The following is a 24,090-nucleotide window of genomic DNA, read 5'->3' as shown; positions in this document are numbered from 1 at the left end:
TGTGGCGGCTCGAGCGAGGGCGCCCATGACGAGCACAGCGAGACAGGCGATCGGCGCGGCAGCGCGCACCGCACAGATCGTTGCGCTGTTGTGTGCTGCCGCCGTCACGTCGACCGGGGCGGTGCACGCGACCCCTGACCGTCACATCCTTGAAGCGAGCACAAACCACGACGTCGCCGCGTACGGGGACCCTTCATCCGCCGCGTCGTATTGGCGCCAGCAACACACTTCCGATTGTGGCGAAATGGCGGTGGCCGTTGTCGTGGGCCAGATCACCGGCGACCAGCCCACCGAGCAGCAGATGATCGCCCTGGCCGAAAGCATGCCGAGCACAGCACATCCCGGACCGATCTGGAGCCTTTCCCCCGGGACCGACATCAGAGACCTGCCGGTGCTATTGGCGCACTATCGCGTCCAAGCCGACAACGTGCAGACCACCATCGGCGCGCTCGAGCAGGATCTGGCCGAAAAGCGCGGTGTCATCGTCATACTCAACGCCGAAACCATCTGGAACCGCGCCGGAAAACGGGACGTCGGGAACCACTTTGTGGTGGTCACCGGCATCGAACCCAGACCGGGTGTGGTACACCTCAACGACAGCGGCATCAGCAGCGGCCGAGACGAGCGCGTTCCCACTGCCACGTTCGAGCAGGCCTGGGCCACTAATCACAACTCGGCAGTGGTGACGACGCGAGGCGTGTCATTGTTGAGGTGAAACCGCCGAGGGGGAATCGGGCACATGGCCGAGCGCGAAGCTCATAGCGCACCGCCGAGTCGAGCAGAACTCGAGAACTTGATGGGCGCGGATCTGCGCGCGATGACGGCCGGGTCGGATCGCCTCGGCCGGCACTTCGCGCGCCAGCACCATCTGCACAACAGCGATCTTCGGGCGTTGCTGCACATCATGGTCGCCGAAACCGCGGGAGAGCCGCTGAACTCGAGCCAACTGCGCGAGCGGATGGACATCTCCAATGCCGCGATCACATACCTGGTCGACCGGGTGATGAGCGCAGGACACATTCGGCGCGAAACCGACCCCTCCGACCGGCGAAAATCGTTGCTGCGCATGGAGGATGGCGCCAGAGTGCTGGGCCGGGAGTTTTTCGGTCCGCTCGGCGCTCACCTGCACTCGGCGGTCGCCGAGCTGTCCGACGACGAGCTGCTGGCTACCCACCGGGTACTGATGGCGATGAACGACGCAATGTCGGCGTTCGAAGACGAGCTGCAGACGGCCTCCGGACGGTCTGCCCAGGACGCCCGCTCCGACAACGGGCATTCCACCGAAGGGCGTTGAGGTCATGGTGAGCGACGACGCTGACGTGCTCGTAATCGGTGCCGGCCTGGCCGGCCTGCGGTGCGCGGGCGTGTTGGCGGCGGCGGGCCGCGAGGTGCGAGTGCTCGAGTTGGGTGACGACGTCGGAGGGCGCGTTCGCACCGATGCCATCGACGGCTTTCTGTGCGACAGAGGCTTTCAGGTGCTGAACTCGGCCTATCCGGAGCTACGCCGAGCTGTCGATATCCCCGCTCTCGGTCTCAAGCCCTTCGGAGCCGGGGTTGCGGTGCGGCGGGAGCGCAGCGCCGCGATATGGGCGCATCCGCTTCGCGAACCCTTGCGGGTGCCCGCCATGCTCATCGGCGGTGGCATCAGGCCGACGGACGTTCTCGCGCTGTCCCGCTGGGGGATTGCCGCGCTGCGGCCGGGCAGACTCACATCGCCGGAGCGGCCCGACACGACTCTCGCCGCGGCGTTGGATCGAGCCCGGGTCCGCGGCGAGGTGCGCCGCGTCGTGGACCGGTTCCTCGCCGGCGTGCTGCTCGAGGACACCGGCAGCACGTCCAATGCGTTCAGCCTGCTGCTGGCCCGGATGTTTCTGCGCGGCGTTCCGGCATTGCCGGCCGAAGGCATGCAGGCCCTGCCGCGTCAGCTGGCGGCGCCGCTGGACGACCGGATTGCCTTGAATTATCCGGTGACTCGCATCGAACGCAGCGCCGACGGCTGGGACGTGTGGGGCTCCGACGGCGTCACGCACGCGCCGAACGTCGTGGTCGCCGCGGGTCCCGTCGATGCCGCCACGCTGACCGGGTCGGCGCAGCCCGCCACGCACGGAGTCGTCACGGACTGGTGGGCGAGCGACGACATCCCGACGACTCCGCCGATGCTCTGGGTCGACGGTCGCGCCGACCCCGCCGGCCCGGTGCTGAATACCGCCGTCATCAGCAAGGCGGCACCCAGCTATGCGCCGCCCGGACGTCATCTGATCGCCGCGTCGGCACTGCTGGACTCCTCGGGTGCGGCACCGCCGGAGGCCGTCACGCGACAGCACGCGGGTGCCATCATGGGCATCGACTCGCGCAATTGGAAGCCGTTGATCCGCAACGTGATTCCTCATGCGTTGCCGGCGCAGCCGCCGCCGTTGCGGGCGAGACGACCGGTGCGACTCGGCGACGGGCTGTGGTGGTGCGGCGACCACCGTGACACCGCCTCGATTCAGGGCGCGCTGGTCAGCGGTCGTCGGACCGCCGAACAGATTCTGGCGACCTGAGTCACTTGGTGTCCGACCACCGGAAGACGGCCATACAGGCGATCAGGCCGCCAATGCTCCACGCCGTCAGCACGAGAAATATTCGCCAATGCTCCCAGCTCCCAGCCGGTTCGAAGGCGACCATGTCCGGTGGCAGCAGCACCGACCGGAACCCCTGGGCCATCCATTTGACCGGAAAGATGGAGCCGAGAGTCAACATCCACGACGGCAACGCCATCAGCGGCACATAGGTGCCGGAGATGAACTGCAACCCGACCGCTGGGCCGTTGGTGATGACGGCGGCCGACACGGCGTTGCTCGCGAAGTTGCTGATGAAAACGCCCAGCAGTGAGCAACTGACCACCCCGAGCAGAAATACCCACGTCAGCGTGAACCACCCGAAAAGGCTTGACGGCAGCCGAAGTTTGAACACCAAGATCCCCGCCGACACCAGCACGATCGCTTCGGCGAAACTGACCACCGCGACGAGCAAAATTTTTCCGATGAAATACGACGATGCTGTCGTCGGCGTTCCGCGAAGTCGCCGCAGCGCGCCGGTGTCGCGGTCGCCGGCGATGCCGATGCCGAGGTTGATGAATGACGTGGACAGAATGCCGTAGGCGAGCATGCTGGCCCCGATCACCGCGCCGGTGCTGGTGGTGCTGTGCGGGAGTTTCGCCGAGAAGATCGAACCCAGCAGCAGGCTGATCACCGCGGGCATCGAAAACGTCAGAGCGACCTGCTCGGGTCGACGGTAGAACATCTTCAACTCGGGCACGACCCGCGACAACCCGATTCGCAGGGGGGACGGCAGCGGTGAATCCTGCGCTGCCTGACGGTGTCTGGGCGTTGTCACGTTTGCGGTGTGGTCGATGGCCATCACGCCTGGCCGATCAGTTGCAGGTAGGCGTCTTCGAGAGTCGGCCGAGAGACCGTCAACCGGGAAAGTTCGTCACCGTCTCGCGACCGACGCCGGATCAATTCGGTGGGATGCTCGGTGTGCTCCACATGTTCCTCATCGCCCTCCATCCAGCGCACGGTCGCGGCCGAGTTCACGTATCCGATCAACTGTGCCGGCGAGTCGACCGCCACCACCCTGCCCCCGGCGATGACAGCGACCCGGTCCGCCAGGGTGGCGGCTTCGTCCAGGTAATGGGTGGTGAGCACGATGGTTGTGCCGTCGAGCGCCAAAAGCCTGATGAGATCCCAGAATTTCCGTCTGGCTTCTGGATCGAAACCGGTCGTCGGTTCGTCGAGGAACAGCAATTGGGGCATGCCGATGATGCCCAGCGCGACGTCGAGCCTGCGGCGCTGACCTCCGGACAGCGTGCGCACTTTCGAATCCGACAGCGAGCCCAGCCCGACGAGTTGCAATACCTCGCCCGGGATTCGGGCATCCCCGAAGCACTGGGCGAACATGCGCGCGGTTTCCGACACGGTCAACATGCCGAAATCGCTGGCCTCCTGCAGCACAATGCCGATCTTCGCGCGCCAACTCCGGCCCGCGGTCCCGGGGTCTTCGCCCAACACCACCACGTCTCCGGAATCGCGCTGCCGGTTGCCCTCGAGGATTTCGACCGTCGTCGACTTACCCGCGCCGTTGGGCCCGAGAATCGCGAATATCTCCCCGTACTCGACGTCGAGATCCAGATCCCGGACCGCGGGTACCTGCCCGTAGGACTTGCACAAACCACGGACCTGTATCGCGGGCGTCATTGCTGCTGCTGTCGCTCGAGTTCGACCAGGAGTTCCCGCATCTCGTCCTCGGACAGCTCGGCGAAGAGCCGGGCGACGTCGTCGTCAGGGAGTTCAGACCGCTGTTCGGTGTGCGCGTCAGCACCTGGCAGGCGAAGCTCGGCGAGCACGCGTTCGGCCAGTGAATTGACGCTGACCCCCCTGAGCAGTTCGAGCACCGGAAGGTCGATCGTGAACATCGCATTGATCCGCACCCGGAAATCCATTGCCATCATGGAATCCATACCGATGTCGTTGAGCAGTTCGTCGGGTCCGATATCGGTGACCTCGAGATCGAAGACCGCGGCGGCGAGGTGTCGAACTCGTTCTGCGACAGCGTCGATCCGGTCCGCCTCCGGGATCTTGGAGAGAACGTCGAGGAGCGACGAGTCCGCATCGGTCTGATCAGGCGACGCGTCGGCCGCGCCCAACTCGGAGAACATCGCGGGCAACTGCCCGCTGAGGCCGGCGCTACGGGCCAGTCTCCAGTCGGCGCTGATAGCGACGACGTTGGCGACCTTCTGGTTGAGGAGCCGATCGAGGATCTTGGCGCCCGCCGCCGGCGTGATGAGCTCGATCCCCCGCTGCGCGTACAGCTTTTCCAGCTTGAGCTCTTCGACCATTCCGATCGACCAGGGGCCCCACCCGATGGTGAGAGCAGGCAGGCCCTGCGCCTGCCGGTAATGCGCGAAGGCGTCGAGGAATGCGTTCGCGGCGGCGTAGTTACCCTGACCGGGCGATGCGATGACCGATCCCGCCGACCCGAACATCACGAAGAACTCGAGGTCGTGCCCGCCAAAACAGTTGTGCAGCATGCGTGTACCGGTGACCTTGGGCGCGAGCACCTTCGTGAAATCGGTCTCGTCCATGTTCACCAGAAGTTGGTCGTCGACAGATCCCGCGGCATGCACGACGCCGCGGACCGGTTGGCCGCCGTCGCTGATGTGTTGACTGAGCCACGAATTCAACTGCCCCGCATCGGTGATGTCGACGCTGGCGGTGCTCACCCTGGCGCCGAGGCCTTCGATGTCGCGGATCGTGTCGACGATCGCGCGCTGCGGATCGTCGTCAGCCAGCGAGGCCCAACATTCTCGCGGCGGGATCGCACTTCGGCCCAGCAGCGCGATGTGTCGTGCCCCCCGTTCGGCGAGGTAAGTCGCCACGGTGCGCCCCAGCGCCCCGGCTCCGCCGGTGACGACGTATGTGGCGTCCGGCGTGAGTTTGGTGGGGAAGGCTTTGGTGAGGCCGCTGCACGGGCGAAGCCGAGGGACGAACGTTGCGCGGTCGCGGATCGCGATCTGATCCTCGGTCCGGTCGGTGAGGACATGCGCGCAGATCCGCGCGGCGGTCTCAGCTTGGTCGTCGGCGTCGTCGATGTCGATCAGGCCGCCCCAGTGTGTGACGAATTCCTGGTGTCCGATCACTCGGCCGAGACCCCAAATGGCTGCCTGCTCAACGGCAATCGATTGAGTTCCGAGCACCGGCTGGGTGTTGGCGGTGACCAGGTAGAGGCGCGGCTGAATGTCCTCTCGGTCGGCGAAGGCTTTCACCAGACGAAGAATCGTGAAGACACCGACCTGGTGCGTCTCGTCTCCCCCATCGGCTTCGTCGGCGATGTCCATCGGCCAGCAGTCGATGACGCCGGCAAGGCTGCCCTCCGTCTCCAGATGCGTGTCGAGCAGTGCGCGCAGATGCTCGGGTTGCCGCGGGTTTACCGCGTACCCGCCGTCAACTTCGGTGAGCGCGTTGACCGGATGGTGCGCGACGGTCCGCACGCGGTGGCCACTGCCACGCAGTTGCTCGGCGATCGCCGCTCCGACGCCGGCGTTGTCGACCAGAACGAGCCAGGACGAACTGTCCAATGACACCGCGGTCTCACGCTCTGCGTCGGGGCCCGCGACCCAATGAATCTCGGTGAGCCCCTTGTCGATGCGGTCGGATGACACCCGCGACGAGGCGCTGAGTGACTGCACGGTGAAGCCGCTGAACACGGCGAGCAGCTCACCACTGTCGTCGGTGATTGTGATGTCGCTTTCGACCTGTTCTCTGGTCGCCGACACGACACGCACGTGGGCGGTCATCTTATCTTCAGGTGACCGGTAGATGGCGCTTCGCCGGATCCGGGTGGGCAGGTACGGGCTGTCTTCTGCGTCGCGGTCGAGAATCGGTGCGCCGAACAGTGTTTGGAAGGCGCCGTCGATGAGTGCCGGGTGGAATCGGTAGTCGTCGACGTCGTCGGCGATGGCCGGAGGGACCGCCATCTCAGCCGCTGCCCAGCCGTCGCCGGATGCGAGCCTGCCGATGGACTGGAATGCATCACCGTAGCCGAATCCCATGGCCTGGGTGCTGGCGTAGAACTCGTCACTGCTGATGGTGCTGGCCGGTTCGGTGTCGCTGGTCACATCGAGTCGGTCACGCGAGCGCGGAAGCGTGTTCAGTTCCGCGGTCGCCGTCACCGTCCACTTCAGCTCACCGTCCGCTGTCGCGGTGAACGCGGCGAATTCCACTGCGCCGGTGTCCTGGTTGAGCGTGGTGCGCAGAATCGGATCGCAGGTGTCGTCGAGGATGATCGCGCGCCGGAGCACCAAATTGTCGACACTGTGTTCTGCCGACCCGTAGATCTCCTTCGCCGCTGCCAGTGCCATCTCGATGAACACCGCGCCGGGCACGACAACGCTGCCCTGCACCTGGTGATCTGCCAGGAATGGAATGACGGCGGTGCTCAACTCCGATTCCCAGGTCGGGTGCACGGCACACACCGGCTGCCCCAACAACGGATGCACCGGCTTGTAGTGCAACTCCTCGGCCGCTTCCTCGGTCTCGTACCAGAACCGCTTGCATTGCCACGGATACGACGGAAGCTTCACCAGCCGGGCGCCCGCGCGCGGATGCAGTGCCTCCCACGCAATGTCATGGCCGTGACAGTGCAGCGCGCCAACGCAATTCATCAACGTACGACTGTCGTCGTCATTGCGGCGCTGGGTGGGCACGACGGCAATCTCGACCCGCTGGGCTCCGGCGATCTCGATGATCGACGGCGACAGCACCGGATGCGGACCCAGCTCGACGAAGTGGGTGTACCCGTCGTCGAGCATCCGCCGCACGGCGGGTTCGAAAAGGACTGTGGCGCGGGTATTCTGCCACCAGTAGGCGGCGCCGGCCGCGTAGCCGTCCAACCGTTCGCCAGTCACGGTGGAGTACAACGGTATAGCCGCCGGCGTCGACGACAGTGTCTGCAATGCGGTGTGCAGGTCGTCTTTCACCGCGTCCATGTAGTGGGTGTGATACGGCACCTGCACGTTGAGATACCGGTTGAAGATCGTGGCTTCGTCCAGCTGACGGGCGATGTCGTCGAGAACCTCGCTGTCGCCCGCGACCGTGATGGCCGATGGGCTGTTGATTGCGGCGATGGATACCCGCCGGCCGATCTCGTCGCGCGTCTTCTCGTCGATCGCCTGGGTGAGCGCCTCGGCGCCCACACCGACGGCGAGCATGCGGCCCGATCCGCTGGTGCGTTGCTGCAATCGGCTGCGGTGATAGATCACCTGGATCGCCTGCTCAAAGGTCAGAAGACCGGCGAGGTGGTGGGCCGCCACTTCCCCGGCACTGTGTCCGATCACCGCGTCCGGTTCGATCCCGAACTCCTTGAGCTGCGCAGCGAGTGCGACCTGGATGGCGAAGTTGGCGGGTTGCGCGACATCGGTGTCCGCCATCCGGGAGGAAGTTTCGTCGGCTCGTAGTTCGTCGATCAACGACCAGTCGGCGTACCTGGACAGCTCCCGATCGCTGCGGACGATGCTCTCGGTGAAAGCGGGATAGACGTCGAGCAGTCCGCGGCACATCTTCCACCATTGCGGGCCCATGCCGCTGCAGACGAAGGCCAGCTTGGGTGGGTTCGAGTGTGCGCGGCTGACGGAGATGTGCTCGCCGTCGGCAAGGGAGTGCAGCTCGTCACGCGCGTCGGTGATGCTGCCGGCGATGACGGCTCGTCGAAAGCTGTGGTGCGAGCGGCGTTGACTGAGCGTGTATCCCAGATCTGACAAGGTGAGCTCGGGGTGAGCGCTCACATGCTCGGCCAGCTGCCGCGCGGTCGTCACCAACGCTTCCTCGGTGCGCGCCGAGATCGGCAGGACGGTAAGCGGCAGGTGCTGCTTGGCCTCCGGCTCCGGGACATCGTCGGGCGCGGGGGGCTCGGCCAGCACGACGTGGGCGTTGGTGCCGCCGAAGCCGAACGAGTTGACGCCCGCGATGCGCCGCGTGGTCTCGGGGAACTGACGACCGACGCGAGGGATGTCGATATTAAGCTCTTCCAACGGGATTGGACCGCTGGGATTCTCGAGATGCAGGTTGGCCGGGATGAAGCCGTGTTTGAGAACCAGTGCCGTCTTGATCAACCCGGCGACGCCGGCGCCGGCTTCGAGGTGGCCGATGTTGGTCTTGACCGATCCGATCAGCAGCGGATCTGTCGTCGCTCGGTCTGCGGCCAGCGCGCGCGCGAGCGCCCGCATCTCGACCGGATCGCCCACCGGGGTCCCGGTGCCGTGCGCCTCCACATAGCCGATGTCGTTGGGCTGGACGCCCGCTCGGCGCAGTGCCGTCGTGATCGCCGCTTCCTGGGCCTGCTCGCTGGGTACGGTGATGCCGTCGGTGCGACCGTCCTGCGATACCGCGGTGCCGAGGATCTGCGCGTAGATCTCGTCGCCGTCTCGCAGCGCCTGCGCGAGCGGCTTGATGACGACGACCGCACCACCTTCGCCCCGCGCGTAACCGTCGGCAGAGGCGTCGAAAGCCTTGGAACGGCCGTCGGGACTTAGAAACCCGCTCTTGGATTCAGCGATGGCCGTGTTCGGGCCGACCATGATGTTAACGCCGCCGGCCACTGCGAGATTGCACTCGCCGTTCCAGATGCTCTGTGCGGCAAGGTGAACCGCGACCAGCGAGCTCGAACACGCCGTGTCGACAGTCATGCTCGGTCCGCGGAAGTCGAAGGTGAACGAGATCCGGTTCGCCAGCATTGTCATCATCATCCCGGTGGCGGAATGGGTTTTGAATCGGTAGCGGCTGGTGCGGCCCTGATTCTGCAGGAGTTGGTAGTCGAGTGTGAAGCCGCCGATGAACACACCGACGTCGGTGCCGGCCACCTCGTCGGCGGAGATGCCGCCGTCTTCCAGCGCTTCCCACGTCGCCCGCAGTAGCAGGCGCTGTTGCGGGTCGATCAGGTGCGCCTCACGCGGGGATATGCCGAAGAATTGCGGGTCGAATTGATCGATCTCGCTGAGGAACCCACCTCGACGGGTGACCATCTTGCCGACTTTTGCCGGGTTCGGGTCGTGGTACTTCGCGGCATTCCATCGTGTGGCGGGAACCTCGCAGGTGGCGTCGATCCCGTCGCGCAGCAGGCGCCAGTAGCTGTCCGGGGTATCGGCGCCGCCGGGAAGGCGACAACCGATACCCACGATCGCCAAGGGCGGGTGTTCGGCAAGCATGTTCATCCTCTCGCCCTGATGGCCTGGTTCATAACGGAGCGCCCACCGAGCGTGACGTCGGCATCCCGGACGACTTGGATTAGCGTTCTGGTCAACTGAATTCGAGTGCAGGTGCGGTGCCGAGGATCCAGTCCCGGCTGATCGGGTTGGTGACCTGGTCCTCGCGGTAGATTGCCCTGAGGTCTCGCAGGAACGAGTCTCGTTGCCACGCCTGCACTTGCTGCATGACGTCGTCGTCGGAGAACCGACCGCTCTTCTCCGCGAGGACCGTTTCGACCAGTTGGCCCGCTATTTGCCGCAGCAGTCGGGCGTTGGCGTGAAAGCCCTGGGCGAACTCCGGCGACCTGCCGATCATCGCGGTGTGCAGGGTCACCATGAAGTTGTGCGGCGCATATAGGTCGACGAATTGTGCTGCGGGACGCGCAGGCTCAACGGCCGCCCACTCGCGGAAGAATTGCTGCATCCGGTTGCTGAGGTTGATCATGCCGTCGAGGTACGGCACCACCTCGGGATCGTCGGCGACACTGACGAATCGACCGTTGCTGTAGAGGAATCCCAGGAAACCCCAGTAGAACGCGATATCCCAGATTACTTTTGCCGACATCACCACCGGCGACCCCATCAATGGGTACTGGTGGCAGTAGATGGCAAGCCACATATCGGTCAGGGACCGGAAGAGCGAGTCGCTGATCCGTGACCGGGCGACGACATCCTCACCGTCGAGTTCGCGCCCGATCATGTCGGTGATCAGCCCGTTGCCGATCGCGATCAGGTCCAGCCCCGACGAGTACAACGGATCCAGGAACACCCCGGAATCCCCGGTGACACACCACCGGGCGCGACCGTCGTATACCTGCGTTGCGCCGTGGCTGTAGTTCTTCATCACGCGGAAGTCTTTGATCAGGTGTTCGTGCTCGGCCAGCACCGCCGCGCATTGCGGTTCGTATTCGCGAAGCCATGTTTGGGCTTTCGCGAGTGTGTTGAAAGTGTCGAAAGCATGCACAGCGGGGTCGGCAACTATGCCGACGCTGGTGGCGCCGGACGCAAGTCGGATCAGCCAGACCCAGTACCCTTCGCCCATCAGATGATTGGTGGACAACGAACGATCACCTTCGACCAGCCGTGCCTGCCAGCTCTCGTCGTCGCTCCACTGGCCGACGTCGATGTCGGTCGCGACGCGCAGCCATACCGCATTGCAGTTGTGTTCGTTGGCCCGCTTGAGGTGCATCTGCCGGGGCAGTGTCCTGTTTCGCCCGGACGCGTCGACCACCCATCGGGCGGTCGTGTGAGTGACCGTGTCGCCGTTCTGAATCGAGACGGTGTGCGCGCCATTCTCAGCACCGAATTCGACAGACCGGACTCGCCCGGCGGTGATCACGACACCCGCCGCCAGACAACGCCGATTGAGCTCGTTCTCCAACCGGCCGCGGTCGATTTGGTACGTGACCTGAGGTGTGAACGAGGAGCTGCCGAGTTCCGTTCGCTGGGCGATATCGGAGTTGCCGTTGTGCGAGAAGAACATCCGCAAGCCCATTTTGCGGATCTGTGACGAGTTCAGATGGTCGGCCAAACCGAGGCGATCCCGCAGGTAGTGCGCAGAGATCTCGACGGTCGACTCACCGACCGTGTGAGTGATCTCCGAGACGGGGTGCGACGTGGATTCGACGACGAGGATCCGCGTCTGCGGGCGGGCGCTGCGCATCTCCAGCGCAAGGGTGAGCGCGGCAATTCCGCCCCCGATGATCGCCACATCGTGGTCGGCGGCGGAGGGCCGCGGCTGATCTGAGAGATGAGCTTTGATCCGTCGTGCCAGCGCGTCCCGTGCCTCGGAGCTCAGTTGCGACAGCTGCGCCTGCACGTCCACGGGTACCCCTCCCGCATTTGGGATCGATAAGCTACTTAATAGTTAAGAAGCTACACTAATCCCGGTCGCTGGCAAGCGCAGATGCGTGGCCCCAGCAGTGCCCTGGCAAGCCGTCACCTGCATCCGCGGAGGAATTATGGGGAAGTTGCTCGATGCCGCAGCGCGACAGACTGCTGGGATCTGAGCCATGCCGGCAGCAACCGCTGTTCACTTCTTCCTCGAACTGGCTGCCATCCTCATAACGTGCCGTTTGGTCGGACTGGCGTCGCAACGCCTAGGACAACCGCAAGTCGTCGGCGAAATGATTGCCGGCGTGGTACTCGGGCCGTCGTTGCTGGGTCGTATCGCGCCCGGCGTTCAACATCAGTTGTTTCCGCCGGGACCAGCAAACGTCGTGCTGTACACCGCGGCGCAGATCGGCCTGGTGCTGTACATGTTTCTGATCGGCCTCAATTTCGACATCGGTCTGATCAAGCATCGTCTGGGCACCGCGGCCGCGGTTTCGGCAGCGGGCATTCTCACGCCGCTCGCTCTTGGCGCGATGATCGCCATGCCCCTGTTGCATGGCGGAATTTATTTCGATAAAAGCGTCACGCTGGTCATGGCGATGATGTTCCTGGGCGCCTCGATTGCGACGACCGCATTTCCCATGTTGGCCCGGATCATCTACGAAAGAGGGCTTTCCGGAACGCCGCTGGGAACGCTCGCGTTGGCGTGCGGCGCCACCGACGATGCGATGTCCTGGTGCATTCTCGCCACGGTTCTCGCCATTCATCGCGGTAGTGCGGCCGTGGCCGCAACAGCAATCATCGGCGGAATTCTGTACACCCTGTTGCTTCTCACAGTCGGACGTAAGGCATTGCGTGTGCTCGGGACGGTATCCGAACGCCGAAACACGATCAGCCCGGCGGTGCTGAGCACGGTCTTGATTTTGCTGATGGCATGCGCCTGGTTCACCGACGCTGTCGGTATCTATGCCATATTCGGCGCCTTCATCCTCGGCGTCGCGATGCCATCCGGTTTCTTCGCGCAACGGCTCACTGCGATTCTCGAGCCGCTAGTCACCACGTTCTTGCTGCCGCTGTTCTTCGTCTACTCAGGGCTGAACACTCAGATCGGTCTGGTCAACAGTCCGAAACTGTGGGCGGTGACGGCAGGAATTCTCGTCGTGTCGATCGCAGGAAAAGGTATCGCCTGTACATTCGCCGCGCGGTTGCGAAAAGTTCCGTTCCGCGAATCGGTCGCTTTGGGTTCGCTGATGAACGCCCGCGGACTCATCGAGCTCATTCTTCTCAATATCGGACTGCAGGCCGGCATCATCACCCCGACGCTGTTCAGCATCCTTGTCCTCATCGCCATTGTCACCACACTGATGGCGACACCCATATTCGAGTTCGTCTACGGACGCCACCGGACCACGGCGCAAAACAGCCGGATCGAGCCAGAGCACGCGGACGCTGTCGTAACCGCGCCGACCTGACCGCGCTCCGCCGCCGGCTTCTCTCGAATTAGACGAGTTTTCGTTTCTTGCTTTAGCTATTGTTCACGTTTGCGCCGCAATCGGCTGGCATACTGTGGCGGCCTCACGGAGGCCAAACAATACCGAAGGGACAACACGTGGCAACAACTCGCTGGCTGGCCAGATCCATCATCCCGGTGATGGCCGGTGCTGCACTGTTGAGCGGCGCAGGCATTGCGACTGCGACTCCCGCCGATGACGCATATCTCGCACAATTGCGCGCCGTCGGCCTCTCGTGGCCCCCCAGCACGGAAGAGGCGCTCATCGGCGAGGCGCACCTCATCTGCTACGACCTCACGTGGGGTTGGCAGCCGCAGCAGATCGCCGACGATATCCACGACCACCTGAACAAGAGGGGTGTGACTCTGTTGGATGTCGGAACCATGGTCGACGCCGCGCACAAGATTTACTGCCCCGGCAACGTGTGCGACGCTCCCACCCTTTGCACGTAACGGCGCCAGCCGTCACTGACCGATACAGATGACCGTGCAGTCGCGGGCGCTCGGGGTCGGCGACTGCATCGGCCACGTCGGCGACTGATGCACCGGTCCCGGTGGGCTTAGGTCGATCAACGGCATCTGCGCCAGCGGATCGGTTGGCGCCAGCCCGTGAATGTTCAGCGGGAGTCCTGGCCCGATGCCCTCGGGATGCTCGTAATGAGTATCGCCGAGCGGTGGCGCCGGCCCGGTCAGCGGCGGCAGGTCCACCGGGACGACGCCGGCGGCGTACGCCTCAGACCAGCCGAGCACGTTGCGGGCGTATGGCATCGAATTGTTGTACCGCAGGATCGCTGTCATCACTTGAGACTGGTCTCGTAGGTTCAGGCCACCGCTGCACAGATATCGCGCCGCCGCAAGCGTCGAATCGTAAAGGTTCTGCGGGTCGGCCACGCCGTCGCCGTCTCCGTCGGACACGTACCGCGCCCAAGTACCCGGCAGGAACTGCATCGGGCCCATCGCGCGCGCGTACGTGACACGACCGACGGAACTGCCTTGCACGACAACCTCATTGCCGGGCAGTGTGCCGTCCAGGGCGGGGCCGTAGATCGGCTGGATCGCGGTCCCGCGAGAATCGGTCGCACCGCCGTTGGCGTGCATGGACTCGATGCGTCCAATGCCGGCCAGCAGATTCCAGCTGATCCCGCAGCCGGGATCGGACGCTGCCATAGTGTGCTCTGCGTTCTGGTACGCGGACAATGCCATCGACGGGATACCCAGTGCACCAGTAGGTTTCATCACCTGCGCCGGCGGCGGCGTCGGACCGGCGACGGCAGCCACGACGTGCAGGCCCGTAGGCGTATGTGCGGCCGCAACTGCGACCACTGCGGGGCCGGACTGAACATCCTCGACGGGCGCTACAGCGACGACCGGAGCGGCTGGAGCGGCGAGCAAAGCCGTTGTCGACGTGAGGAATCGCGGAGACGCCGCGCCGGCCAAGCCGCTGAATACCATTGGCGCGATCACCGCGACACTGGACAACCACGTTCGCGTCGCGCGAATTACCCGCCGGCGCAAGGCCCCGGGGCGGCGGCGGTTCGGCCGTGCAGCTACGACGGCGTGAGACGCAACACGGTGACGTGCCACTGGTCAACCCTCTTGCAGGGCAACGCGGGCAACGTGGTGATGCGCGCATCCGCTCATCGACGGCACCTGCCCTTCGTGAAACACCTTCGGCTGCAGGATGTAATCCTCACGCACCCGCGTGCTGCACGCTTCCCCCGAAAGAGCCACTTGGCTCTCCTCTTGGGGGCATGTCGGTCGCCTATGTCATTGCTGGAGTGGCGAACCAGAATCCCAGGATCATCGTCGGCACGGCCACGGCCCAGGCCTGAAAGGCAATTCGCACCGGAATCGGGGCATCGCGCAACTCCATGAAATCCAGCATCACGTAGCTCACCTTCACCGCGGCGATGACGAAGATTCCGATCACGCCGACGGTGGGCACGAACAGATCCTTGGACAATCCCCATGTCGTCGCACACGTCAACGCCATCAGGCCCAGCCACACCATGGTGACCCGCTCGCGCAGAACGGACATCAGACTGCCCTCTGTAGATACAGCAGCGGGAATATCAGAATCCACAACAGGTCCACCAGATGCCAGTACGAGGCCACACATTCGGGCACCACGCGTTGCAGACTGCTGTAGGCGCCGCGGCGCGAACGGGTCCACACATAGGTCAGCAAGCTGGTGCCGAACACGACGTGTAAGAGATGGAGCCCGGTCAGGGTGAAGTACCACATGTAGAACTCGTTGGTGGCCGGCCTGATCCCGGCGGCGAATTTCTCAACGTACTCAACCGATTTGGACACCATGAACAACAGCCCCGTGGCGATTCCGCCGAGGAGATAGCGAGGCACTCGATCGACGAGACCGCGCTTGAGGGCCTGGATGGCAAGGGCGACCGACCATGAGCTGGTCAGCAGGATCAGCGTGTCGATGCCACCCAGGTTCATGTTGAGGGTGTGCCGCGACGCCTCGAACACGGCTGGATTGTGCAGCCGCGCCTGCATGAAGCTGCCGAACAGGACCGCAAAGATGACGGAGTCGGCGCCGATTGCAACCCAGACGCCGTCCACTCCCGGAAGGCGTCTGGGCGTCACGCGTTCGGCGGTGACCGCCTCTCTGCGACTAAGCGTTGACACGCCCAGCGGCCTCGTCCTCGGCCTTGATTCGGTCGACAGCCTTGATGATGAAGTACGAAAGCGACGGGATCCAGAAGAACCAGGTGAAGAACGCGATCCAGAAGCTGATCACGCCGTTGAAGGCCAGTGGGCCGGTCGTCACGAATGGGATTGCGCTGACCACGAAGAACGACGCGAATGTGACCCAGCCCCACCAGATTACAGGTTCCGGGACCAGCTTCTTCTCCCGCTTGTCCCGCATGAACACGATGCTGACGGCAGCGATCTGCAACGAGGTGACAAAGTAGGCCAAGTCGATCAGAAGCCAGCCCATCCAGTAGAGCATGTGCAGGATGCCGGGAGTGAGATTGTTGACCTCATGCGCGGCGGTGAGCCAGAACGCGCAAGCCGTCATGACAGGCGCACATGTGATCGTGCCACCCATCATCTCGAGCTTTGACAACAAATTACCGGGACCCTCGACACGTTCCATCACCCGCGCGATGGCCACGCTCCACGACATGTAGAAAGCGGTCATCGTGAGGCAGACACTCATCCCGATCATGATCGGGAGCCTGAGGTCTTTGTAATGCGCCATGACCTCCTCTGGGGTCGCGCTGGGCGGAAACGGCGGAATGTTGTGAGCCAGCAGCCCCCAAAGGCAAAAGAACGCGGCCAGAAACACCGGGCCCGTCCAGGCCAGAATCTTCCAGGTCGTGTAATCGGTCCGGTACGGCGATGAGGCACCCGGGACGGAGGTGGCGGGTTCGGCGTATGTGGCCATCGGACCGGCTCCTTTGATCGAGGATTTGCAAAGCACATGGGCGGTCCGGGACCGCCATGCCCAGCACGGCATCTCCATCGTCGCCGACGCAGACCGTCGCGGGCTTCCCCCGAAAGGGCGCTTTTTGCCCCCCATTTGAGGCACCCGCGACAAGCGTGGGCGTCGTCGGCCCCCGCTACCGCTCGCCGACGTCGATCGCGTCGCGCTCGTCGGATTCGGCCAGAGCGGCGGCGTAACTGTGGACATGGCGGCGCATGCGGCGGGCGGCCGCCGCGGCATCCCGGCCGCTTATCGCGGCGGTGATCGCCTGGTGTGCCTGGCTTGTCACGGCACGAACCTCGGCGTCGACAAAGGCTTCGTTTTGTGTGCCGGCGTAGATCGCCTGCGACAATGCGGTCATGAAGCCGATCAGCAGCTCGTTGTGACCGGCGACCGCGACACCGACATGCCAGTCGAGGTTGGCCTGCAGAAATTGCTCGAGATTCGCCTCTGGATCGGCGATCGCTTCGTTGGCCCGGTCGAGTTCGGTCAGGTCCGCATCGGTGCGGTTGCGCGCGGCGAGTTCGGCGCAGAACGGTTCCAGGGCCTCTCTCGTCTCCATCAAGTCGACGAGTTTGATGCGTCTGCCTCTGATCAGCATGCTCACTGAGCTGACCATCGATTTCGTGGTCGGTCGTTGCACGAAAGCGCCGCCTGCTCGGCCCGCTTTGACCCGAACCAGATTCTGTACCTCGAGGATTCGCAATGCTTCTCGTACGGTGGCCCGACTCATCTGGGTCTGCTTGACCAGGTCACGCTCCGCCGGCAGGGGGACACCCTCGACGAGTTCGCCACTGAGAATCCGTTCGCGAAGCTCGCTGGCGAGCACGTCAGATGCCTTGGGTACTTCGAATGGGCTGAGTTTCACGTCTGACCGCGACGGTGTGGACGCGGCGTTTGCTGCTTCCATCACATGCCCTTCATAGTTTATGGTCAGACCTAAAGTACCATTTGTTCAGTTCGCCGTACCAGGCTCGGTACTCACAAATTGGCAGGAGACGACGCCTATGCGATGGGAGCTCTCCGACGAGCAGGAGTTGTTTGTTACCTCGCTGCGTGAGTGGCTGGCTGAACGCGCTGACCCGGCCGCAGTTCGCAGCTGGCTGGACGCCGGCGACCTCTCGAGCTTTGACCGGCTCTTCGTCGGAGAAGGCTGGGCCGGCGTCGGTTTCGACGAAGAGCTCGGCGGTCAAGGCGGTGGCCTGTTGGAGATCGCGCTCACCGCGCGAGAGCTGGGGCGCGCAGCAGCACCATCGGCCGGTTGGCAGCAGGCGGCAATCATTGTCCCGGCACTCGTCGACGAGCCGGCGTTGGCGCGCAAGGCATCCGAGTCCGGCGAAGTGACCGCGCTGGCGATACGGGCAGACCGCATTCCGGCGGCGCAGCCAGGCGTTGAAAACCGGGCGGGTCGGTTGCGCGGGCAGATACCGGCTGTGCTGGGTGCCGCGCGGGCGCGTCAGTTCCTGGTCCCGGTCGTCGCGGAAGGATCCGCGGCGTTGTGGCTGGCCGATGGCGCTGACCCGGGCGTGCGGATCCATCCCCGGTCGCTGCTGGACCGCTCCCGGGACGTGGCCGATGTCCATCTCGACGACGTCGCGGCACGGCGCATTGAACTCGACGCAACCGCGACCCTCAGCGAAATCGCCACCCGGGCAGCGGTTGTGGTCGCTGCCGACGCGCTGGGCGCAGCTGAGCGAATGCTCCATCTCGCCGTCGAGTACAGCAAGCAACGCCAGCAGTTCGGCCGTCCGATCGGATCATTCCAGGCGGTCAAGCACGCCGCCGCGCAGATGCTGGTCACTACCGAGTCGTCGTTGTCGATCGTCTGCTACGCCGCTCAATCGGTGCAGGAGGGTCTGGCTGAACGTGCGACTCACGCGGCCGTCGCCAAGGCGCAGGTCACCGCCGCAGCCGCCGAACTCGCCGACAGCGCGCTGACTCTGCACGGCGCAATCGGTTACACCTGGGAGCACGACCTTCACCTGTTCTACAAGCGGGCCAAGCTCGACCGGGTGCTCTTCGGCACCCCGGCGGCGTGGAACGAGCGCATCGCGGGTGCGCTGCCGCTGCTGCCCGTCACGGCGTGACCGACGGCGCCGTGCCGAGGAGACAAATGCATCTTGCTTTTGGTCTGTCCATTAGTATGATTTGCAGTTAGACCCATTTCAGTAGTTGTGCGAGCGGAGAGCGTTGTGGACTTCGAGCTAAGCGACGATCAGCAGACGATCCGCTCATCGGTCGCTGAGCTGGCAGCCAAATTCGACGACCACTACTGGATGGCCAAGGATCAACAGCACGAGTTCCCGACGGAGTTCTACGACGCGTTCGCCGACGGCGGCTGGCTGGGTATCACCACGCCCGAGGAGTACGGCGGCCACGGCTTCGGCATCACCGAGGCGTCGATCCTGCTCGAGGAAGTCGCGGCCAGCGGCGGCGGCATGAACGCGGCAAGCTCGATGCACATGTCGATTTTCGGCATGCACCCGGTGATCGTCCATGGCTCCGAAGAGCTCAAGCGACGTACGCTCCCCCGCATCGTGACCGGCGACCTGCACGTGTGTTTCGGCGTCACCGAGCCCGGCGCGGGTCTGGACACGACCAAGATCACCACCTTCGCCAAGCGCGACGGTGATCGATACGTGGTGAACGGTCGCAAAGTGTGGATCTCGAAAGCGCTGGAATCGGAAAAGATTCTGCTGCTGACCCGCACCACGAAGTTCGAGGATGTCACCCGCAAGACCGATGGCCTCACGCTGTTCTTCACCGACCTGGACCGCGACAAGGTCGAGATCCGCCCGATTCCGAAAATGGGCCGAAATGCGGTCTCCTCCAACGAGTTGTTCATCGACGGCCTCGAGATTCCCGTCGAGGATCGTGTCGGCGAAGAAGGTCAGGGGTTCCGCTACATTCTCGACGGGCTGAACCCCGAGCGTTGTCTCATCGCCGCCGAGGCGCTGGGTATCGGGCGTGCCGCGCTGCGTGCGGCGGTGCGCTACGGCAACGAGCGGGTGGTATTCGGCCGGCCGATCGGCATGAACCAGGGACTGCAGTTTCCGCTGGCCGACTCACTGGCCCGGCTCGACGCCGCGGAGCTGATGCTGCGCAAAGCCACCTGGCTCTACGACAAAGGCAAACCCTGTGCGCGCGAAGCCAATACGGCCAAGTACCTCTGTGCCGATGCCGCGTTCGACGCGGCCGACCGTGCTCTGCAAACACATGGTGGCATGGGGTACTCGGAGGAATATCACGTCGCCCGGTACTTCCGCGAGGCCCGCTTGACCCGCATCGCGCCGATCAGCCAGGAAATGGTGCTCAATTATCTGGGTGAGCACGTGCTGCACCTGCCGAGGAGCTACTGATGACGCAGCAACGCGATGTGTTCCGGCTCGACGGGCGTTCGGCCCTCGTCACCGGTGCGGGAGGCGGTCTCGGGGAGGCGATCGCCCGGGCCTTCGCCGCGCGTGGGGCCGCCGTGCTCGTGACCGACATCGATAAGGAAGCAGCCGTCGCGACCGCGGAATCAATCAACGCTGTCGGCGGTACCGCGCAGCCGTACGTCCTCGACGTCCGGGATTCGGCGGCGGCAACCGAAGCCGCCGGCTTCGCAGCCGAACTCGGCGGCGGCGTACTGCACATACTGGTCAACAACGCAGGAGCCGTCGCGCCAGCCATGTTCGAAGACATGTCGGAGGAGAAGTTCCGCCGCATCGTCGACATCCACCTCATAGGCAGCTTCGTGACCAGTCAAGCGGCACTGGGACACCTCCCGACCGATGGGACCGGCAGGATCATCAACGTCACATCCGCGGCGGGTCTCACCGGGACCATCGGCCAGGTCAACTACGGCGCGGCCAAGGCCGGCATCGTCGGTCTGACGAAATCGTTGGCCCGCGAGCTGGCGCGCAAGGCCATCACCGTCAACGCCGTCGCCCCGCTGGCCGCCACCGCCATGACCGCGAACATCCGCAGCAACGAGAAGCTCGCCGCCAAAACCCTCGCCCGAATCCCGCTGGGACGATGGGCTTTCCCCGATGAGATCGCGCCGACGTTTGTGTTTCTGGCGTCAGACGCCGCGTCCTACATCACCGGGCAGGTCTTACCGGTCGACGGTGGGACGGTGATCTGATGCGCCACAACGTAACCGGGCCGTTCGCTTCGACGGGTCGCGAGGTCTACATCGCCGAGGCCGTACGCACCCCGATCGGCAAATCGCATCCCGAACGCGGGTGGTACCGCGACATGCACCCGAACGCGATGCTCGCCGCCTGCTACACCGAGTTGGTCCGGCGTAGCAACATCAAGCCTGCGCTGGTCGAAGACTTGATCATCGGCTGCACCGCGCCATTCGGCGAACAGTCACGCAACATCGCCCGCAACGCCTGGTTGCAGGCAGGCTATCCGCCGGACGTCCCCGCCACCACGCTGGACCGACGCTGTGGTTCGGCGCAGACCGCGGTCGAAATGGCTGCGGCGCTGGTGGCGTCCGGCACGCACGACGTTGTCATCGCCGGCGGCGTGGAACACATGGGTCACGTCCCGATCGACTCCCCCGCCAAGATCTCCGAACTGTACGGCGACCCCTGGCCGGCCGAGCTGCGCGACCGCTACGCCTTTGTGCACCAAGGCGAAAGCGCCGAGCTCATCGCCGACCGGTGGCAGCTGACCCGCGACGAGATGGACGCATTCGCCGCACGGTCGCATCAGAACGCCGCCAAGGCCATCGCCGACGGCCGGTTCGTCGACGAAATGGTGTCGATGACACTCGACGGCCAACTCCGCCCTGCCGACCAATGCGTACGCCCGGAAACCACGGTGGACACGCTGGCCAACCTCAAGCCGGCGTTCCGCAAGGACAACGGTCGCATCACCGCCGGGTCGTCATCGCCGATCAGCGACGGCGCCGCCGCCACACTGCTGTGCTCCGCCGACGCCGCGTACCGGCTCGGGCTGCGCCGCCGCGCCCGGATCCTCGACCAGACCACCGTCGGAGTCGACCCCGTGATCATGCTGACCGGGCCCATTCCGGCGACTCGGAAGATGTTGCAGCGCAACGATCTCAGCGTCGATGACATCGACCTGTTCGAAGTCAACGAAGCCTTCTCCTCGGTCGTGCTGGCCTGGCAGCGCGAGCTGCGCCCAGACCCTGATCGGGTCAACGTCAACGGCGGAGCCATCGCGCTCGGTCACGCGGTGGGCGCCACCGGCGCCCGGTTGCTGGCCACGATGGTCGCCGAACTCGAGCGTCGTGAAGCCGACCTCGGTCTGGTCACGATGTGCTGCGGCGGGGGCCTCGGGACGGCGACGTTGATCCAACGGGAGCCGACGTGATCGACTTCGGCAAGTTCCTCTCCCAGGGTGACGGTGTCTGGTGGGGTCAAGCCGCCGCGGAGGCGCGTCCGCTGGTCGACACGCTGATCCTGCAGAATCCCCGGATCGGTCCGATCCGCACGTTCACCGGATTGAGCTGGAACGACCAACTCGCCGTCACGATTCCCGGACGGATGTCGATGGTGTCCTACGGTGGACTCGGCGAGCTGAGCGAACTGAGCCGGTCTGGACGCCTGGACGTGGTGCCGTGCCACTATTCGGCGCTGCCAAGGATGTTCGCCGAACGCCGGCTGCCGTGTGACGTCGGCCTGATGCAGGTCTCCCCGCCCGACAAGGATGGAAAGTGCTCGCTCGGGATCGGTGTCGACTATGTCGCCGATGCGATGCGGCACACCCCGATCCTCATCGCCGAGATCAACCAGCGCATGCCGAGCACCGTTGGCACGATGCGGATTCCGCTCGACCGATTCGCCGCGACCATCAGCACCGATCGTCCGCTGGCTGAAGATCCTTCCCGCGCACCGGGGGCGACCGAGCAGCGTATTGCGGCCCGCGTCGCTGAGCTCATCGACGATGGGGACACCGTCCAGATAGGCGTCGGCTCGCTGGGTGCCGCGGTGCTCGATGCGCTGACCGGACACCAGGATTTGGGATTTCACACCGGCATGATCACCGACGGGTTGCTGCGGTTGGTCGACAAGGGCGTGGCGACCGGCAGTCGCAAGCAGATCGACCCCGGGCTGATCGTCGCGGGCACGGCGCTGGGTTCGGCAGAGCTGTATCAGCGTGTCCCCGACCTGCCCGCCAGGTTCCTGCCGACCAGCTATACCCATAGCCCGCAAGTGCTTTCGCAGCTCCACTCGCTGGTCTCGGTGAACTTCGCCGTCGAGGTCGACCTGACCGGGCAGGTCGGCGCCGAGGTCAGCCGTGGCGTGTACGTCGGCGCCGTCGGGGGCCAGGTGGACTTCACCCGGGCTGCCGCGCTCACCGGCAAGCGGTCCGTCATCGCGGTGCGCGCGACATCGGGTGGTCAGTCCACCATCAAGGCTTCGCTCGACGGCGGCGTGGTCACCACGTCGCGCTCCGATGTCGACACCGTGGTCACCGAATACGGCGTCGCGCACCTGCGCGGCTGCAGTCTGAGGGAACGGGCCCGACGACTGGTGGCGATCGCCGCCCCGGAATTCCGTGATCAGCTCGACCAGCAGAGGAGCACAGTGTGACGAGATTGCCCGCGCACGTCGACATCCGCGAGGTCGGGCCGCGTGACGGCTTCCAGAATGAACCGGAAACCATTGCCACCGCCGACAAGATCGATCTGATCAACCGGCTGGCCCGGACCGGCTTGCGGCGCATCGAAGTCGCCAGTTTCGTTCGGCCGGAAGTCATCCCACAGCTCTCCGACGGCGTTGAGGTGTTGCACGGCGTCGACGTGCCCGACGACGTGTCGCTGATGGTGTTGGTGCCCAACAGCAAGGGACTCGACAACGCGCTCAAGGTGCGCGAGACCTTTTCCGAGGTGGCGATCTTCGTCAGCGCGTCGGAGACACACAACAAGAAAAACGTCAACCGAACCATCGCCGAATCGATGGCCGACAACGACGTCATCGCCAAGCGGATCGTCGCCGAGGATCTGCGATGCGCCGCGGTCATCGCCACCTCCTACGGTTGCCCGTTCGAGGGCAAGGTGCCGATGAACCGGGTGCTCGACATCGCCGAACAGTTCGCCGCCGCGGGCGCCACCGAGGTGGGATTCGGCGACACCACGGGGATGGCCAACCCGGCTTACGTCGGCGAATTCTTCGCCGCGGCAATCGAACGGCTGCCCGGCGTCGAAGTCACCGCCCACTTCCACAACACCCGCGGCCAGGGTCTGGCCAATGCCTACGCCGCCTTGCAGGCCGGCTGCACCAGCTTCGAATCCAGCTTCGGTGAACTCGGTGGCTGCCCGGTACCGGTCGGATCCACCGGGAACATCGCATCGGAGGATCTGATCAGTATGTTCCACGAGATGGGCGTCTCCACCGGGGTATCGCTGCCGGCCATCATCGACGCGGCCCGCGCCGCGCAGGCTGTGCTCGGCCGCAAACTGACCAGCCACTCCATCGTCGCCGGTCCGATCGACTGGGCGCCGACGCCCGGCGCTCCCGCCTGCCACTGACCTACCAACCACATTTAGGAGACAACGAC

At 64.7% G+C, this 24,090-nt stretch carries 21 protein-coding genes; 11 read left to right on the top strand and 10 right to left on the bottom strand.

Annotation, left to right across the window (positions count from 1 at the left end; translation table 11 throughout):
• Positions 1 to 25: 25 nt before the first annotated feature.
• From G6N27_RS04115 to G6N27_RS04105, 3 genes are read left to right on the top strand one after another with little or no spacing between them, the layout of a single operon-like run.
• On the top strand, positions 26 to 715 hold the full coding sequence (locus G6N27_RS04115; RefSeq protein ID WP_163775196.1) for a C39 family peptidase: 690 nt from the start codon (positions 26 to 28) through the stop codon (positions 713 to 715).
• 24 nt (positions 716 to 739) lie between these two features.
• Positions 740 to 1,294: a MarR family winged helix-turn-helix transcriptional regulator gene (locus G6N27_RS04110; RefSeq protein WP_163775195.1), complete on the top strand. Its 555-nt coding sequence runs from the start codon at positions 740 to 742 to the stop codon at positions 1,292 to 1,294.
• 4 nt (positions 1,295 to 1,298) lie between these two features.
• Complete coding sequence (locus G6N27_RS04105) at positions 1,299 to 2,543, top strand: FAD-dependent oxidoreductase (protein WP_163775194.1); 1,245 nt, start codon at positions 1,299 to 1,301, stop codon at positions 2,541 to 2,543.
• Between the two features lies 1 nt (position 2,544).
• Here the strand turns inward: G6N27_RS04105 and G6N27_RS04100 are convergent, their stop codons facing one another.
• From G6N27_RS04100 to G6N27_RS04085, 4 genes are all read right to left on the bottom strand, one after another.
• Positions 2,545 to 3,402 (bottom strand): ABC transporter permease, encoded by an 858-nt coding sequence (locus tag G6N27_RS04100; RefSeq protein ID WP_163775193.1) that lies wholly within the window; start codon positions 3,400 to 3,402, stop codon positions 2,545 to 2,547.
• Positions 3,402 to 4,238, bottom strand: coding sequence for an ABC transporter ATP-binding protein (locus tag G6N27_RS04095; protein ID WP_163775192.1), 837 nt, complete (start codon positions 4,236 to 4,238; stop codon positions 3,402 to 3,404). The genes G6N27_RS04100 and G6N27_RS04095 overlap by 1 nt, the downstream gene beginning before the upstream one ends.
• Complete coding sequence (locus G6N27_RS04090) at positions 4,235 to 9,748, bottom strand: type I polyketide synthase (RefSeq protein ID WP_308207568.1); 5,514 nt, start codon at positions 9,746 to 9,748, stop codon at positions 4,235 to 4,237. Before G6N27_RS04090 ends, G6N27_RS04095 begins: the two co-directional genes overlap by 4 nt.
• A gap of 85 nt (positions 9,749 to 9,833) precedes the next feature.
• The gene (locus G6N27_RS04085; protein WP_179963345.1) at positions 9,834 to 11,606 is read right to left on the bottom strand and encodes an NAD(P)/FAD-dependent oxidoreductase; all 1,773 of its coding nucleotides are present in this window, start codon (positions 11,604 to 11,606) and stop codon (positions 9,834 to 9,836) included.
• A gap of 187 nt (positions 11,607 to 11,793) precedes the next feature.
• On the opposite strand from G6N27_RS04085, the gene G6N27_RS04080 reads away from it, so the two are divergent.
• Both G6N27_RS04080 and G6N27_RS04075 read left to right on the top strand, forming a co-directional pair.
• Positions 11,794 to 13,086 (top strand): cation:proton antiporter, encoded by a 1,293-nt coding sequence (locus tag G6N27_RS04080; protein WP_163775191.1) that lies wholly within the window; start codon positions 11,794 to 11,796, stop codon positions 13,084 to 13,086.
• Positions 13,087 to 13,223: 137 nt separating this feature from the next.
• On the top strand, positions 13,224 to 13,577 hold the full coding sequence (locus G6N27_RS04075) for a DUF732 domain-containing protein (RefSeq protein ID WP_443677584.1): 354 nt from the start codon (positions 13,224 to 13,226) through the stop codon (positions 13,575 to 13,577).
• A 12-nt stretch (positions 13,578 to 13,589) separates the two neighbouring features.
• Here the strand turns inward: G6N27_RS04075 and G6N27_RS04070 are convergent, their stop codons facing one another.
• From G6N27_RS04070 to G6N27_RS04045, 6 genes are all read right to left on the bottom strand, one after another.
• Complete coding sequence (locus G6N27_RS04070; protein ID WP_372513000.1) at positions 13,590 to 14,588, bottom strand: lytic transglycosylase domain-containing protein; 999 nt, start codon at positions 14,586 to 14,588, stop codon at positions 13,590 to 13,592.
• A gap of 123 nt (positions 14,589 to 14,711) precedes the next feature.
• The gene (locus G6N27_RS04065) at positions 14,712 to 14,855 is read right to left on the bottom strand and encodes a hypothetical protein (protein ID WP_163775190.1); all 144 of its coding nucleotides are present in this window, start codon (positions 14,853 to 14,855) and stop codon (positions 14,712 to 14,714) included.
• Positions 14,856 to 14,886: 31 nt separating this feature from the next.
• Positions 14,887 to 15,162 carry a cytochrome C oxidase subunit IV family protein gene (locus G6N27_RS04060; RefSeq protein WP_163775189.1) on the bottom strand — a complete coding sequence of 92 codons (276 nt, stop codon included), beginning with the start codon at positions 15,160 to 15,162 and terminating at the stop codon, positions 14,887 to 14,889.
• Entirely contained in the window at positions 15,162 to 15,728 is a 567-nt protein-coding gene (locus tag G6N27_RS04055; RefSeq protein ID WP_163775188.1) for a cytochrome c oxidase subunit 3, read from the bottom strand. The genes G6N27_RS04060 and G6N27_RS04055 overlap by 1 nt, the downstream gene beginning before the upstream one ends.
• 28 nt (positions 15,729 to 15,756) lie before the next feature.
• On the bottom strand, positions 15,757 to 16,533 hold the full coding sequence (locus G6N27_RS04050) for a hypothetical protein (protein WP_163775187.1): 777 nt from the start codon (positions 16,531 to 16,533) through the stop codon (positions 15,757 to 15,759).
• A 175-nt stretch (positions 16,534 to 16,708) separates the two neighbouring features.
• The gene (locus G6N27_RS04045) at positions 16,709 to 17,482 is read right to left on the bottom strand and encodes a FadR/GntR family transcriptional regulator (RefSeq protein ID WP_163781306.1); all 774 of its coding nucleotides are present in this window, start codon (positions 17,480 to 17,482) and stop codon (positions 16,709 to 16,711) included.
• A gap of 97 nt (positions 17,483 to 17,579) precedes the next feature.
• On the opposite strand from G6N27_RS04045, the gene G6N27_RS04040 reads away from it, so the two are divergent.
• From G6N27_RS04040 to G6N27_RS04015, 6 genes are all read left to right on the top strand, one after another.
• The gene (locus G6N27_RS04040) at positions 17,580 to 18,659 is read left to right on the top strand and encodes an acyl-CoA dehydrogenase family protein (protein ID WP_163775186.1); all 1,080 of its coding nucleotides are present in this window, start codon (positions 17,580 to 17,582) and stop codon (positions 18,657 to 18,659) included.
• 105 nt (positions 18,660 to 18,764) lie between these two features.
• Entirely contained in the window at positions 18,765 to 19,931 is a 1,167-nt protein-coding gene (locus G6N27_RS04035) for an acyl-CoA dehydrogenase family protein (protein ID WP_163775185.1), read from the top strand.
• Entirely contained in the window at positions 19,931 to 20,698 is a 768-nt protein-coding gene (locus G6N27_RS04030; RefSeq protein ID WP_163775184.1) for an SDR family NAD(P)-dependent oxidoreductase, read from the top strand. The genes G6N27_RS04035 and G6N27_RS04030 overlap by 1 nt, the downstream gene beginning before the upstream one ends.
• Positions 20,698 to 21,900, top strand: a complete 1,203-nt coding sequence (locus tag G6N27_RS04025) for a thiolase family protein (RefSeq protein WP_163775183.1) — start codon at positions 20,698 to 20,700, stop codon at positions 21,898 to 21,900. Before G6N27_RS04030 ends, G6N27_RS04025 begins: the two co-directional genes overlap by 1 nt.
• Positions 21,897 to 23,123 (top strand): acetyl-CoA hydrolase/transferase family protein, encoded by a 1,227-nt coding sequence (locus G6N27_RS04020; protein ID WP_163775182.1) that lies wholly within the window; start codon positions 21,897 to 21,899, stop codon positions 23,121 to 23,123. Before G6N27_RS04025 ends, G6N27_RS04020 begins: the two co-directional genes overlap by 4 nt.
• Positions 23,120 to 24,061: a hydroxymethylglutaryl-CoA lyase gene (locus tag G6N27_RS04015; protein WP_163775181.1), complete on the top strand. Its 942-nt coding sequence runs from the start codon at positions 23,120 to 23,122 to the stop codon at positions 24,059 to 24,061. Before G6N27_RS04020 ends, G6N27_RS04015 begins: the two co-directional genes overlap by 4 nt.
• Positions 24,062 to 24,090: the final 29 nt, after the last annotated feature.

This window comes from Mycobacterium cookii (genome assembly GCF_010727945.1).
GTDB classification, from domain to species: domain Bacteria; phylum Actinomycetota; class Actinomycetes; order Mycobacteriales; family Mycobacteriaceae; genus Mycobacterium; species Mycobacterium cookii.
Note: the sequence above shows the minus strand (reverse complement) of the source record. Positions and strands in the feature narration are given on the sequence as shown.

Coding starts and splice junctions, on each gene's coding strand:
- G6N27_RS04115 (WP_163775196.1), top strand. CDS start 26: ATGACGAGCACAGCGAGACAGGCGATCGGCGCGGCAGCGCGCACCGCA.
- G6N27_RS04110 (WP_163775195.1), top strand. CDS start 740: ATGGCCGAGCGCGAAGCTCATAGCGCACCGCCGAGTCGAGCAGAACTC.
- G6N27_RS04105 (WP_163775194.1), top strand. CDS start 1,299: ATGGTGAGCGACGACGCTGACGTGCTCGTAATCGGTGCCGGCCTGGCC.
- G6N27_RS04100 (WP_163775193.1), bottom strand. CDS start 3,402: ATGGCCATCGACCACACCGCAAACGTGACAACGCCCAGACACCGTCAG.
- G6N27_RS04095 (WP_163775192.1), bottom strand. CDS start 4,238: ATGACGCCCGCGATACAGGTCCGTGGTTTGTGCAAGTCCTACGGGCAG.
- G6N27_RS04090 (WP_308207568.1), bottom strand. CDS start 9,748: ATGAACATGCTTGCCGAACACCCGCCCTTGGCGATCGTGGGTATCGGT.
- G6N27_RS04080 (WP_163775191.1), top strand. CDS start 11,794: ATGCCGGCAGCAACCGCTGTTCACTTCTTCCTCGAACTGGCTGCCATC.
- G6N27_RS04060 (WP_163775189.1), bottom strand. CDS start 15,162: ATGTCCGTTCTGCGCGAGCGGGTCACCATGGTGTGGCTGGGCCTGATG.
- G6N27_RS04050 (WP_163775187.1), bottom strand. CDS start 16,533: ATGGCCACATACGCCGAACCCGCCACCTCCGTCCCGGGTGCCTCATCG.
- G6N27_RS04045 (WP_163781306.1), bottom strand. CDS start 17,482: ATGGAAGCAGCAAACGCCGCGTCCACACCGTCGCGGTCAGACGTGAAA.
- G6N27_RS04040 (WP_163775186.1), top strand. CDS start 17,580: ATGCGATGGGAGCTCTCCGACGAGCAGGAGTTGTTTGTTACCTCGCTG.
- G6N27_RS04030 (WP_163775184.1), top strand. CDS start 19,931: ATGACGCAGCAACGCGATGTGTTCCGGCTCGACGGGCGTTCGGCCCTC.
- G6N27_RS04025 (WP_163775183.1), top strand. CDS start 20,698: ATGCGCCACAACGTAACCGGGCCGTTCGCTTCGACGGGTCGCGAGGTC.